Below are 14545 nucleotides of genomic sequence, written 5' to 3'. Positions count from 1 at the left end.
ATAGCATTACACTACATAAATATAACAAACAAAAAACATTCAAACAACTGATTATCAATTAAATAAGTGATTTAAAAAGAAAAAATCCGCTAAACCCAATAGACATTGGATTTAACGGATTTAATGATTTTATAAATTTAAAACATTTATTTCTTCATCAACTTGGTCTTCAATAATTTTTGACCATCATTAACTTCTAAAATATACATTCCAGTATTTAAATCAGATACATTAATATTAGGTGAAGTTAATTTACCTGCTTGCACAACTTTACCTATAGTGTTTACAATTCTATAGCTAACAGCATCAGCTTTAGAAGCTAATTTAACTTGTACATTGTTAATAGCAGGGTTAGGATATGCTAATAACTCAGATATATTATTATTTCTTATAGTTTCTCCTGGTACGTCAGCAAAAATAGCATTGAAACTAGAAGAAGAAGCACCAGTAATATTTACAGTATAATCTTCAACCTCACCGTCTCCTAAGTTAGCTTCACAAGCAGTTGGTGCAGAGTTATACTTCATAGATACACGCATTCTTGTTTGACCAATTTTAGCAGTTGCAGGAATGGTAACATTAGCAGTTCTGTTTCCAGAGCTAGTTGAGTTTCCAGAAGCTACTTGCTCTCCACTATCAGCGAAATCACCGTCACCGTTAAAGTCAATCCAAATTACAAAATATTCGTTATAAGCTGTACCGCTAAATCCAGCACTTACTACTAATTGACTTGTACTACCTTGAGCAACATTAGCTACTTTAGACGTAAAGTCACCATAACCACCGTTAGCACCCGTAGAATTAGTCATTCCACCAAATGATACATAATCAATCCACTCATAAGTAACACGAGTACCTTTAGAAGCACAGTAAGAAACAGCATTTGCTAAAGTAGTTACATTTACTACATTACTAGAAGCAGACTCATTACCAGCAGCATCCTTAGCTTTTACAGAGAACGTATAAGCAGTAGCAGCAGTTAATCCAGTTACATTATAAGTAGTAGCAGAAGTAGTCGATCCAATCTTAGTAGAACCTCTAAATACATCGTATCCAGTTACACCTACATTATCAGTAGAAGCGGACCAGTTTAAAGTTAAGGTAGTTTGAGTTACACTAGCAGCAGCTAAACTACTTGGTGCACTTGGTGCAGTAGTATCAGCAGAACCAGCTTGAACATTTACCGTATAATCTTCAACCTCACCATCAAAATTAGTCTGACAAGAAGTTGGGTTAGCATTGTAACGAGCAGAAACTCTCATTCGAGTAGCACCCACAGCAGCGTTTGCAGGAACAGCTACAGCTTTAGTTGGTAACGCACCATTAGATACATTACTTATATTACCTAAATCAATAGTCTCACCAGCATCGGCAAAGTCACCATCACGGTTCCAGTCAATCCAAGCAATAGCATCAACTCTATAGTTACCATCTGTATTTACATTAACAGTAAGGTTTACATTAGATGATTGAGATACCGTAGTACTCATACTTGTAAAGTCTTCATATCCTTTATCTTTAGCAGTACCATCAGCATTATCAATAGATCCAAAACGAACTCTAGTTACACCAGTAGCATACGAAGTATTACCACTAGAAGCACAATAGTTAATTTGAACAGCTGTAGTTGTAAAGTTTACAGAAGAACTGTAATTAGAGTTTCCAGAAGAACATTTAGAACGAACTTGTACTTCATATTGAGTAGAAGCCGATAAACCACTTAAAGTAGTAGAAGTACCAGTAACAGCGTTAGTAGTCCAAGAAGAAGTACCTACTTGACGGTAACGTACATCATAAGTAGCACCAGGAACAGCAGTCCAAGAAACAGAAGCTCCAGAAGCAGTTACAGAACCAGTAGAAACACCAGTTGGTACAGTAGCATTACATACTACAGGAGTACCAGTAATACCAGTTACAATTAAAGAATAGTTTTGGCTACCACCAGTTAAAGAACCTTTATGAGTAACTGTAATAGTATACGTTCCAGAAGCGTTAGCAACATCAACTCTTTCATAAGGATCAACATTGTTATCTCTCTTAGCAGAAGTAGTTGGACCAGTTAACTCATAAGGTAAGTGAGTAGTACCACCTTTAGAAACTCTAATATCTAAATCGTTTACTAATACAGGAGTTGTAGAGTTTACAGTAGTATTAGCAGTACCAGGTCTATCAGTCCATGAAATAGAAGCTAATAAAGGGTTAGTACCATCAGAATCAACTGTAATTGTGTAGGTTTGACCAGAAGTTAAAGTTAACTCCTCAATTTTAGCTTGATTACCTTTTTTAGTAATTGTTTCAGCAGCTCTCTTGGTGTTTAATAATCCCCATCCAAAAACGGCATCAGGACCAGAAGCACCAGCATCATCAGCAGTATGTAAAGCTAAACCTTTTAAAGTTGCAGCTTTCATAAAGTTACCACTGTTTAAATTTTTATAGTGTTGTTGTAATAATAATAAAGATCCAGTTACATTAGGCGAAGCCATAGAAGTACCCGTAATAGAATTATAAGCAGTATCACTATTATCATACGTAGAATATACACCAGTACCGTTACCAGTAATGTCTGGTTTAATACGCATATCATCAGTAGGTCCCTCACTACTAGAACTGTTTATAGAAACAGAAACTAAGTTACCACTAGAATCGATGTTCGCGTCTTGAGCATTTGCTACTACTAAGTTGTTTTTAGAAGTAGAGTGCCCAGTTAATTTATCCCATCCAGAACCACCAGTAGGATTGTTATTAGCCGAGTTATCATTACCGTCGTTACCAGCAGCCACAACCATTAAATAGTTAGGAGCGTTAAACATAATTTGATCCCACTCACGAGATTCAGTAATATAACCACCAAAATAGTGTTGTGGTAATTGAACTTGACCAAATTGGTTTCTAAAAGCAAAACCATAAGAGTGATTTGATAAAATCATTCCATTAGATACCTCAGCTGTTGCTTCAGACTTATCATTTGTCCAATCGGCAGTTTTAGCTTTGGCATGAGGAGCCATTCCTTTAGCATTGGCAACTACACCAGATGCTACAATAGTTCCTGTTACGTGTTGTGCATGGAAACTATTACTGTTTAAAGTAGATCCATCAATAATAGATACACGATTGTTTCCACCCGCTCCATCAAATTCTTGATGCGTTAAACGAGTTCCACCACCATCCCATACATAGGCAGTCATTCCTTGACCCATTAAATTTAATCCTAATGATCCTCCAGAATGTAAATGATTGGTTCTTGTAGATTTGGCAGCATCTACATTGTAAGTAGTGTAGTAGATAGGTTTTCCATTAACAACTCTTTGAAGTTCCATAAAACTTCCATCTGGATTGTTAATTTGAGTTTCCCACCCATTTTGTTTTGCGATTCTTAAAGCTTCTTTTCTTTCAGAATCTTCTTTAGCTTTTAAAGTTTTTTGAATTCTTTGAAGTTTTCCTAAGTCATATTGACTTTTGATTTTTTCAACCTCTCTTTTGTTTTGAGCTTGCGCTTGGAAACTTAATCCCAAAATAGCACTTGCCAAGACAATACTTTTAAAGTACTTCTGTTTCATTTGAAGGGTTATTTTGATTAGTTATTTAATAGCGAAATTTAATATTAATTACTCTTAATATTTTATCATTTCGTTGGCAAATATACTAAAAAAATGAATTATTCCTAATCAAACACCAAAAACACAAAATTATATTCAAAAAACAATAATTAAAAAACCTCATAAGCCTAGTGTTTATGTAGGTTTATGAGGTTTTGAAAAAAAAGGACTTATATAAAAATATAAGTCCTTGAAAGTCAAATTATTTCTTCATTATTTTAGTTTTTAATGATTTTTGACCATCATTAACCTCTAAAATATAAATTCCAGTATTCAAATTAGAAACATCTAAATTAGAAACATCTAAATAACCAGATTGAACAACTTTCCCAGCCGTATTTACAAGTTTATAAGTCATGTTATTAGCTTTAGAAGCAATTTTAACACGAACAAAAGATTTTGCAGGGTTAGGGTATGTCATTAAATCAACCGTAGCTGTTTGATCTAAAGGATTTTCAGCAATAATTTCAGTACCTGAAGAAGAAGTTTCAGTAATGTTAACTGTGTAATCTTCAACTTCACCATCTCTAAAAGTTTCACATGGAGTAGAAGCAGCATTATACTTCATAGAAACACGCATTCTAGTTTGACCAACTAATGCAGTAGAAGGGATACTAATATTTGCAGTTCTATTAGAAGCTGTATTAGAAGAACCTAAAAGAGTTCTTTCACTATCTTCAAAAGTACCATCTCTATCATAATCGATCCATACTGTAAAATACTCAGTATATGCACTACTAGCAAATCCAGCACTTACAACAATTTGATTCGTACTTCCTTTAGCAACAGTAGCAACTTTAGAAGTAAAGTCACCATAACCACCATTAGCAGCAGTAGTGTTTGTCATACCACCAAAAGCAACATAATCAATCCATTCATAACTAACTCTTTCACCTTTAGACTCACAATAAGTAACAGCATTTGCTAAAGTAGTTACATTTACAACATTACTAGAAGCAGACTCATTACCAGCAGCATCTTTAGCTTTTACAGAGAAAGTATAAGCAGTAGCAGCAGTTAAACCAGTTACATCATAGGTAGTTGCAGAAGTAGTAGAACCTAATTTAGTAGAACCTTGATATACATCATAACCAGTTACAGCAACATTATCAGTAGCAGCAGTCCAGTTTAAAGTTAAAGAAGTTTGAGCAACACTAGCAGCAGCTAAACTACTAGGAGCAGTTGGTGCAGTAGTATCAGCAACAGCAGCCTGAACATTAACCGTATAATCTTCAACTTCACCATCAAAGTTAGTTCCACAAGAAGTAGGGTTTGTATTATATCTAGCAGCAACTCTCATTCGAGTAGCACCAGCCTTAGCACTAGCAGGTACAGCAATAGCTTTAGTAGGTAAAGCACCATTTGGTACATTACTAATATTACCTAAATCAAAAGATTCACCAGCATCAGCAAAATCACCATCTTGATTCCAGTCAATCCATGCAATAACATCAATTCTATAGTTACCATCAGTATTTACAGATACTGTAAGATTCTCTGTAGAAGACTGAGAAACCGTTGTACTCATACTTGTAAAGTCTTCATAACCTTTATCTTTAGCAGGCCCATCAGCATTGTTAATAGAACCAAAAACAACTCTAGTAATTCCAGTAGCATAAGAAGTGTTACCGCTAGCATTACAGTAAGAAACTGTTTTAGCAGGTGTAGTTACACTAACAACATTACTAGCCGAAGATTCATTACCAGCTGCATCTTTAGCTTTTACAGAAAAAGTATAAGCCGTAGAAGCAGTTAAACCAGTTACATTATAAGTAGTATTAGTAGTAGTTCCTAACTTAGTAGAACCTTGATATACATCATAACCAGATACAGCAACATTATCAGTTGAACCAGTCCAGTTTAAAGTTAAAGAAGTAGATACTACATTAGAAGCAGCCAAATTACTTGGAGCAGTAGGAGCTTGTGTGTCATTTACAGCATTAGCAGTAAAAGAACCAGTAAACACTCCTCTACCATAAGTAGCAGCAATAATTTTATTTTGAGAATGATTACCATTCACATTCCAATAATCAAAAGAAGTAACACTAACATCGCTCATACCATTATAAGCTTGTGTCCAAGTTGGATTCGCTTCGTTAAAGTTTGTAGTAGACCATACTCCTAATTGAGTTGCTAAAATAGCTTCAGTTCTGTCTAATGGATTTTGTAAAATATCTCTTACAGGAATGTTTGGTAAATTACCTTCTTTATTTACCCAGTTAGCACCACCATCAGTAGTAGCCCATACACTTGTTACACCATAGTTATGAATAGTAACAAAAATATCATCATCAGTAGCACCAAAACGAACAGAAGAAACTGATCCTACAAAAGGAGTAGCAACATTAGTCCAAGTAGCACTACTATTAGTAACGTTAGTTAACTTTAATAATTTACCATTAGATAAACCAACATACCAAGTATTATTAGCAAAAGGAGAAGCTCTAAAAGCAGTAGGGCTTGCATCTAAAAGAGCATTTGTAATATTCCCTTTAGTATTAGAAGCTACATTAATACTTTTAATAGATTTAGAAGATGCAGAAGCATTCGATAATAAACGATTTGCTTGACTATCATACCCCATAGGGTTTACGAAATCACCTGTATTACGCTCATTTAAAATCGTAGTAGCACCTCCTTGAATTCTGCTTACACCATTCCAAGGTAAGTTAAAACGATAAATAACATTGTTCGTATACGTAGCAATCATATACTGACCATCTTTATCAATAAAAGTGTAAAAACCGTCACCACCAGAAACTTCTGTAGAACTATTTACACCAGCAACCGCATTTCTAAAACCTTGAGTACCGTTATCCTGAGCACCAGCACTAAAAATACCATTAACATCACCAACTCCATCAGGACCTATACCAGCTTTCACAAACTGAGTTACATTATATCCTCTGTTTCTAACATTTAAAGAACCTCCAGAGTTTCCAGAGTAGTAAATACCACCATCAGTACCAAATAAGATTTTAGAAGAATCGTTATTTCCAAAAGCAATAGCATGCTGATCTGCATGAACAATAGAAACATTTAAACCAGCTAAATTGTTATTGTTAGACCACTTAGATATTTGAGACCAAGAAGTACCTCCATTTGTCGATTTAAATAAATCAATACCACCTACATAAACAATATCATCATTTGTAGGATCAGCTTCAATTACTAAGTTATAAAAAGATTGACCTCTAGTAAAATCTTTAGCAGGAATACTTAAATCAGCATCATTAGGTAAAGAAGTAGCAGAAATCGTTGCAAAACCATTTGTAGTCTTGTAAATATGAACAGGATCAATTAATCTATTTTGAGCATCTCTAGCCAAACCTTCAGTAAGCGCATAAATCTTATTAGCATCAGTTGCAGAAGGCTCTAATTCAACTCTATTCGAATCAGTTAAAGGAGAAGCAGCAGCTTCATTCCAAGTAGAACCGTTTGTAGAACTAAATACTCTACCACCGCTAGTAGCACTTAATACAGACTTAATAGTACCCATCCAAATAGTATTGTTGGCACTTACTTCTAAATCGTTAGGAGTATAATAATAATCATTACCACTAAAAGTATACTTCATATTATCAGACTCAATCCTATTCCAGTTAGCACCACCATCGGTAGAACGATATAATCCAGCAGATTGTAATCCTAACCAATTTTTTGGACTTGATGAATCACCATAAACATGTGATCCAACCGCTACAAATAATTCAGTAGAATTTCCATTATCCCATGCTAAAACATCGTTTACATAGTGAATACCAGAAAGAAAAACATTGCTCGCATTATGGTTAATAACAGCAGTACCAGCAGCAGGTATATTAACAGCTGTCCAAGTAGTACCTCCATCTGTAGTTCTATATACTCCATTTCCTACTACATCACCAGCAGTATACTGCTCACCTGTACCTACATACCAAGTATTAGAGTTTCTAGGATCAACAGTAATAGAAGTTACCGATAAATTTCCAGGTACATTTTGAACTCTTTGCCACTGAGAATTTGAGTTACTAATATTATTATTTACCCATAAACCACCACTAACACCACCGGCATAAACACGATTGTTAGTAGCATCATTAGGGTCAAACATAATAGCTCTCGTTCTACCACCAACATTATTAGGTCCTCTTTCAACCCAAGCATTCGTACTAGTACCAGGATTCTTTTGTCCTTTTCTTTCAGCTATTAATCTATTTCTTAACTCATTTAAAGACCCATCTTCTAATTTACCAGTAGCTGGGTTAATAGTAAGACCCCACATTTGTTCGAAATATCGATTAGGAGGTAAACCATAGTTTTTTCTCTTTTTTTTATCCCATTTCAAGGTTTCTTGATAAGGGCTGTTCTTTAAGAACTCTGCGTGTGTTTGTCGCTGTTTTTCAACATCTAGCATCTCATTTTTATCAGAGAAATGCTTATAACCTATAGACGTGACTAAGGCTATAGACAAACCACCCATTAACAACTTTAAATTGTTATTCATTTTGTAAAGGGTTTGATTGTTAATAAATTAAATTGATAAAAAAACCCAGGCGAAAGCCCGGGTTATACTTAGCTTTATTAGTTTCTAATAAGCTATTTCTTAATAATTTTAGTTTTTAATAATTTTTGTCCATCATTAACTTCTAAAATATAAATTCCAGTGTTTAAATTAGATACATTTAAACTACGAGAGTTATCTAAACGTCCAGCTTTTACAACTTTTCCTATAGTGTTTACAACTCTATAAGCAATATCGTTAGACTTAGAAGCTAATTCAACCTGAACAAAATCAGATGAAGGGTTAGGGTAAGCCATTAAGCTTAAGCTTGTATCGTTTCCTAAGTTTGTAGCTCTTACTACATCAGAATCTCTGGTAGTACTTGCTGTAATATTTACAGTATAATCTTCAACCTCTCCGTAGTTATAAGTTCCACAAGAAGTAGTATGTTGAGCAGTATCTTTCATTGCAACACGCATTCTAGTTTGACCTAATAATGCAGATGCAGGAATTGTAATATCAGCAGATACATTTGATGCAGTTGAAGCAGAACCAGCTACTACTCTTTCGCTAGATTCAAAAGTTCCATTTTTATTAAAATCAATCCAAACAGACCAGTACTCTTTATAAACAGTACTTGAGTATCCAACACTTAATACAATTTTACTAGTACTTCCTTTAGCAACTGTAGCTACTTTAGAAGTAAAGTCACCATAACCACCATTAGCACCAGTAGAATTTGTCATTCCTCCGAATGATACATAATCAATCCACTCATAAGAAGTAGTTCCTTTATAAGAACAGTAAGATACAGAATTAGATAAAGTTGAAACACTTACAGTATTACTACTTGAAGATACATTTCCAGCAGCATCTTTTGCTCTTACAGAGAAAGTATAAGCAGTTCCAGCAGTTAATCCAGTAATATTTACAGATGTATTAGCAGTGCTTCCTAATTTTGTAGAACCACGGTATACGTCATATTCAGTTACTCCTACGTTATCAGAAGAAGCAGACCAGTTTAAAGTTAAAGTAGTTTGAGCTACATTAGAAGCAGTTAAACTTGATGGAGCAGTTGGTGCTTGAGTATCCGCACTAGAAGTTGCAGAAGTATAGTTTGCAGCCCATCCAGCAGCTGTTACAGATCCATCAGAAGTAAACTTAACAAACATTGCATTTCCTGTAGAAGTTACAGCACTTGGAGTAGAAGTTCCTGAGAACTTACCTAATTGAGTCGCACTAGCACTAGAACCATCGTAAACAGTTACGAAATCATAACCACTTTCAGTATTAAAACTACTAAAGTTTAAAGTAACTTTTCCTCCGTTAGCAGGTTTAATTAACCAAGTACAGTTTTTACCATTTCCATAGTTTTGACTTCCACTTCCATCATTAAAAGAACCTGTGTTTTCAGTTAAAGTAGCACCACCATTACAAGGATCTTGAGTAGTACCTCCACCTGTATTACCGCTACCAAATTTATCAGATAACGCTAAAGAACGTCTAGAACCACCAGCTTCTAAAACAGCACGCATTCTATTTTTTTGTCCTACAGTAAATAAGTTCATACAAGCATCGTCAGAATAATCCATAAAGTTTTGAACCATATCTTCAGAACCACAAGAAACGTGTCCAGTTTTACATCCATAGTTTGGAGCATCAGATTCTGGAGTATCAGATACGAAATCATCAACACCACATCCACCATCACCCCAAATGTGACGTAAATTTAAATAGTGTCCAATCTCGTGAGTAGTAGTTCTTCCTAAGTTAAAAGAAGGATTAAGAGTTCCTGTTGAACCAAAAGCATCGTGAATCATTACTAATCCATCAGTTGCAGCTGATCCTCCTGGAAATTGTGCAAAACCTAAAATAGTTCTATCTCCTTGAGGACTAGTATTTGTCATTTTTGGTACAATCCACATGTTTAAATACTCAGCAGTATTCCATGGATCAACCCCACCAGAAGCTGAACTTTTCATTGCATTGTATGCTTTAAATTTTGTCCCCCAATCAGCTCCACTTACTTGCTTTCTAGTAATTGCTGTAGTAGCGTTTCCATTAGGGTCAACTTTAGCCATAGCGAACTCTATCTGAGTATCAGCAGCTTGAGACCATTTATTAGTTTTATCAGTATTAGTTCTTCTAAAATCTTTATTTAAAACATCAATTTGAGAAAGAATTTGTGCGTCACTAATGTTGTTTGTCGAATTAGTATATAAAACGTGAACTACAACAGGAATCGTAATAATACTTCCATTTACCTTACCTTGGTAACTCTCCATTTCTTTTACTCTTTTTTGAGTAAACTTTTCAATCTCTTTCATTCGGTTTTCAAGACCAGGGTCTGTAGCCTTTCGTTCCTCTATGTCCTCCATTGCATAGCAGGTCCTTTTTTGTTGAGCAAATGTCGCTCCAATAAAAAATAAGCATAAAAATGCCAGAGTAATTTTGTTTTTCATTTCTGAAGGGGTTTTTAATTAATTATTTTTTATTTAAAAGTTAACTATTATCATATTCGCAATAAAAACTCTTAAATTTTTGTTAAACGGGCAACAAATATAGAAAAAAACATTAGTTCTGCTATTTTTTTTGCAAAAAACAAAAACTTTTAATATCTTTAAGTCTTTTCATTTTTTTATAAACCCAGTACTACACTAGGTTTAAAGCATTTTTAAAACTTTTAAAAAAAATACATCTGTCATTAACTTTTCAATAAGATTAATTGTATTTTTATTAAAATTTCACACGAATGCTCCAAATTAAAAACTTAGAAATAGCTTTTAAAAAATCACCTTCAGTTGTTAAAAACATATCTTTTAATTTACAGCAGAATGAAATACTTGGAATAGTAGGAGAGAGTGGAAGTGGAAAATCTATAACCTCTCTTGCAATCTTAGGACTTTTACCTAAGTTTGCAGATATTAAAGGAGAAATCCTTTTTAACCAACAAAATTTATTAGCATTTGATAATCAATCCTTTCAAAAAATTAGAGGGAGCGAAATCGCTATGATTTTTCAAGAACCAATGAGTTCTTTAAATCCAACCTTAACTTGTGGTTATCAGGTTGCAGAGATATTACAATTACATACAACACTATCAAGTAGTGAAATAAAAGAAGAAGTTATTTCTCTTTTTAATAAAGTCAAATTACCTAGGCCAAATGATATTTATAACTCTTATCCACACCAAATAAGCGGTGGACAAAAACAACGAGTTATGATTGCCATGGCAATAGCTTGTAAGCCACAATTATTAATTGCCGATGAACCTACAACAGCATTAGATGTTACGGTTCAAAAAGAAATAATTTTACTATTAAAAGAGCTACAAAAAGAGTTTAAAATGGGAATATTATTTATTTCTCATGATTTAGCGCTTGTTTCAGAAATTGCCGATAATGTAGTTGTAATGCACAAAGGAATAGTTATAGAACAAGGCGCTTCAAAAGATATATTTTTAAACCCAAAAGAGAATTACACCAAAGCATTAATAAACTCGAAACCAAATACTAAGAATCGTTTAAAAACATTACCAACAGTTAGCGATTTTATAACCAATTCTGTTGATACTACTTTATATACCGATAAAGAACGAGAAGAGTATCATAACAAAATTTACAATAAATCCCCATTACTGGAAATCGAAAATTTACATAAAGATTTTATTTCTAATGCTTCTTGGTTTTCAAAACCAAACATAGTAAAAGCAGTAAATGATGTTTCTTTTAAAATTTATGAAGGAGAAACCTTAGGTTTAGTTGGTGAAAGTGGTTGTGGAAAAACTACATTAAGTAGAACAATTTTACAACTAGAAACAGCCAGTTCAGGAGCAATTATATACAAAGGAAAAGACATTACAAAGCTTTCAAAATCAGAATTTAAAAAACTAAGAAAGGACATTCAAATAATATTTCAAGATCCTTTCTCTTCCTTAAACCCAAGAATTACTATTGGTAATGCAATTCTTGAACCTATGAAAGTTCATAACATTCTTAATTCATCGAAAGAAAGAAAAGATTATGTGCTTAATTTATTAGAAAAAGTGGGACTTGATAAAGAACATTTTTATCGATATCCTCATGAATTTTCTGGAGGACAAAGGCAACGTATAGGGATTGCTCGTACCATAGCTTTACAACCAAAATTAATTATTTGCGACGAATCAGTTTCAGCTTTAGATGTATCAGTCCAAGCGCAAGTTTTGAACTTATTAAATCAATTAAAAGCTGAATTTAATTTTACTTACATATTCATTTCACACGATTTATCAGTAGTTAAATACATGGCTGATCAATTAGTTGTAATGAACAAAGGTAAAATAGAGGAAATTGCAGATGCAGACGAAATATATAATAACCCAAAAACAACGTATACCAAAACATTAGTAGAAGCCGTCCCAAAAGGGCTTTAACTTTTTTCAATACTATATTAGTAGTATATTGCGCTGTTAAAAAATAGAAAAGAGAAACATGAAAATAATAGTCCCAATGGCAGGAATAGGTTCTCGTTTGAGACCTCATACTTTAACTATTCCTAAACCTTTAACCGTCATAGCGGGTAAGTCAATTGTACAACGCTTAGTTGAAGATATAACTTCAGTAGTAAACCAACCAATAGAAGAAATAGCTTTTATAATTGGTCCTGCTGCCAAAGGGTTCCCTGCAAACACTGCAGATAAACTTAAAAGTATCGCTGAGAATCTTGGAGCAAAAGGTTCTGTATATGTTCAAGAAGAAGCTTTAGGAACTGCTCATGCAATTTACTGTGCTCAAGAGTCTTTAGATGGACCTTGTGTAGTAGCTTTTGCTGACACTTTATTTAAAGCAGATTTTAAATTAGATTCAAATGCAGATGGTGCTATTTGGGTAAAAAGAGTAGAGGACCCAAGTGCTTTTGGAGTTGTAAAACTAAAAGATGGTTTTATTACAGATTTCGTAGAGAAACCAAAAGATTTTGTTTCTGACTTAGCTATTATTGGTATATATTACTTTAAAGATGGAGCTAAGGTTCGTAACGAAATAAAATATTTGTTAGATAATGATATTAAAGAAAATGGTGAATATCAATTAACCAATGTTTTAGAATCTTTAAAGCAACAAGGAGCTAAGTTTATTCCTGGTACTGTTGACGCTTGGATGGATTGCGGAAAGAAAGATCCAACAGTAGATACAAACAAGCAAGTTTTAGGTTTTGAACAAAACAATGGCAACAATTTAGTAGCTAACGACGTTGTATTAGAAAACTCTGAAATTATTCAACCATGTTATGTTGGAAATAACGTAACATTAAAAAACACAAAAATAGGACCTTATGTTTCTATTGGTGAAAATAGTATAGTTGAAAATTCTACTATTGTAAATTCATTAATACAAACAAATGTTCAAATATCTAATGCAAAATTAGATAACGCCATGATTGGTAATCATGCAAAATACAATGCTAATTATACATCAGTAAGTATAGGTGATTATACAGAACTTACATAAAAAAAATAGAAGAAAAATTAAAGAGGCAAGAAGGAACTTCTTTTTGTCTCTATTTTTCTTTTTGTTTTATTTTCTCTCCTTAAAAGCACAAGACAGCATTCCTCCTTCAGAAGATGTTAGTGAAAGTGACAATATTGAATTTCAAGAAAACTTCTTTAAAGCACTGTCTAACAAAGCTATTTTCAATTATCAAAAAGCAATTGAAAACCTAGAAAAATGTAATGAGTTAGACCCAAATAATAAATCTGTATTATTTGAACTCTCTAAAAATTATGTAAAACTAGGCAGAAATAACGAAGCCTTAGAGTACATAAAAGCTGCCGTAGAAATCGACAATGAAAACATTTGGCTTTTAGAACATCAAGTACATATTTTAAGAAAAATTGCAGCTTTTGATGAAGCAATTGAAGTTCAAGAAAAAATTGCTCATAAATACCCAAAAAAGAAACGTCTTTTAGTTTTTTTACATTTACAAAACAGAGATATCCCTTCAGCAAAAGAAGTTTTGTTTGAATTAAAAAAGAGCAAGCTATTAAATGCTAGATTAAGACTAATACAAGAAAAACTGGAGGAAACAAGATCTACTAAGAAAACTATAAAGAAAGAAGAAAATACAATTGCTAGTACAGACTTAAAAGCTAATTTTGAAAAGGAAAAATCATTCAATAATTTAAAACTTTTATTAAATAAACTTTCATCAAACAATGATGATGATTTATTAAAATACAGTGAACAAGGTTTAGCATTATTTCCTGCACAGCCCTTAGTTTATTTTATGAATGGAAAAGCGTTAAACAACAAAAATCAATTTAAAAAGGCAATTCAAAGCTTACAAAATGGCATCGATTTTGTAATTGATAATAATGAAATTGAAGCTAAATTTTATCTAGAAATTGCACGAGCTTACAAAGGATTAAACAATCCGGAAAAAGTAAAAACTTATAAAAAGAAAGCAGCAAAAGTTCTAAAATAATTTA

6 protein-coding genes are annotated in these 14545 nt (G+C 33.2%); 3 read left to right on the top strand and 3 right to left on the bottom strand.

From position 1 onward, the window contains the following. Positions 1-146 precede the first annotated feature (146 nt). The 3 genes from F7018_RS00890 to F7018_RS00880 form a co-directional block, all read right to left on the bottom strand. The gene (locus tag F7018_RS00890; protein ID WP_150898093.1) at positions 147-3557 is read right to left on the bottom strand and encodes a GEVED domain-containing protein; all 3411 of its coding nucleotides are present in this window, start codon (positions 3555-3557) and stop codon (positions 147-149) included. Between the two features lie 241 nt (positions 3558-3798). Next, the gene (locus F7018_RS00885; RefSeq protein WP_150898092.1) at positions 3799-8082 is read right to left on the bottom strand and encodes a GEVED domain-containing protein; all 4284 of its coding nucleotides are present in this window, start codon (positions 8080-8082) and stop codon (positions 3799-3801) included. A 92-nt stretch (positions 8083-8174) separates the two neighbouring features. Further along, the gene (locus tag F7018_RS00880; RefSeq protein ID WP_150898091.1) at positions 8175-10541 is read right to left on the bottom strand and encodes a GEVED domain-containing protein; all 2367 of its coding nucleotides are present in this window, start codon (positions 10539-10541) and stop codon (positions 8175-8177) included. A gap of 290 nt (positions 10542-10831) precedes the next feature. On the opposite strand from F7018_RS00880, the gene F7018_RS00875 reads away from it, so the two are divergent. From F7018_RS00875 to F7018_RS00865, 3 genes are read left to right on the top strand one after another with little or no spacing between them, the layout of a single operon-like run. After that, a complete protein-coding gene (locus tag F7018_RS00875; RefSeq protein ID WP_150898090.1) occupies positions 10832-12493 on the top strand; it encodes an ABC transporter ATP-binding protein in 1662 nt (553 codons plus the stop codon). A gap of 58 nt (positions 12494-12551) precedes the next feature. Then, complete coding sequence (locus F7018_RS00870) at positions 12552-13568, top strand: sugar phosphate nucleotidyltransferase (protein WP_150898089.1); 1017 nt, start codon at positions 12552-12554, stop codon at positions 13566-13568. 43 nt (positions 13569-13611) lie between these two features. Further along, positions 13612-14541, top strand: coding sequence for a tetratricopeptide repeat protein (locus tag F7018_RS00865; RefSeq protein ID WP_217701341.1), 930 nt, complete (start codon positions 13612-13614; stop codon positions 14539-14541). Positions 14542-14545: the final 4 nt, after the last annotated feature.

This window comes from Tenacibaculum aiptasiae (assembly GCF_008806755.1).
In the GTDB taxonomy this organism is placed as follows: domain Bacteria; phylum Bacteroidota; class Bacteroidia; order Flavobacteriales; family Flavobacteriaceae; genus Polaribacter; species Polaribacter aiptasiae.
Note: the sequence above shows the minus strand (reverse complement) of the source record. Positions and strands in the feature narration are given on the sequence as shown.

What these genes read in the sequence shown, in the direction of transcription:
- F7018_RS00890 (WP_150898093.1), bottom strand. Translation starts at nt 3,557, where the DNA reads ATGAAACAGAAGTACTTTAAAAGTATTGTCTTGGCAAGTGCTATTTTG.
- F7018_RS00885 (WP_150898092.1), bottom strand. Translation starts at nt 8,082, where the DNA reads ATGAATAACAATTTAAAGTTGTTAATGGGTGGTTTGTCTATAGCCTTA.
- F7018_RS00880 (WP_150898091.1), bottom strand. Translation starts at nt 10,541, where the DNA reads ATGAAAAACAAAATTACTCTGGCATTTTTATGCTTATTTTTTATTGGA.
- F7018_RS00875 (WP_150898090.1), top strand. Translation starts at nt 10,832, where the DNA reads ATGCTCCAAATTAAAAACTTAGAAATAGCTTTTAAAAAATCACCTTCA.
- F7018_RS00870 (WP_150898089.1), top strand. Translation starts at nt 12,552, where the DNA reads ATGAAAATAATAGTCCCAATGGCAGGAATAGGTTCTCGTTTGAGACCT.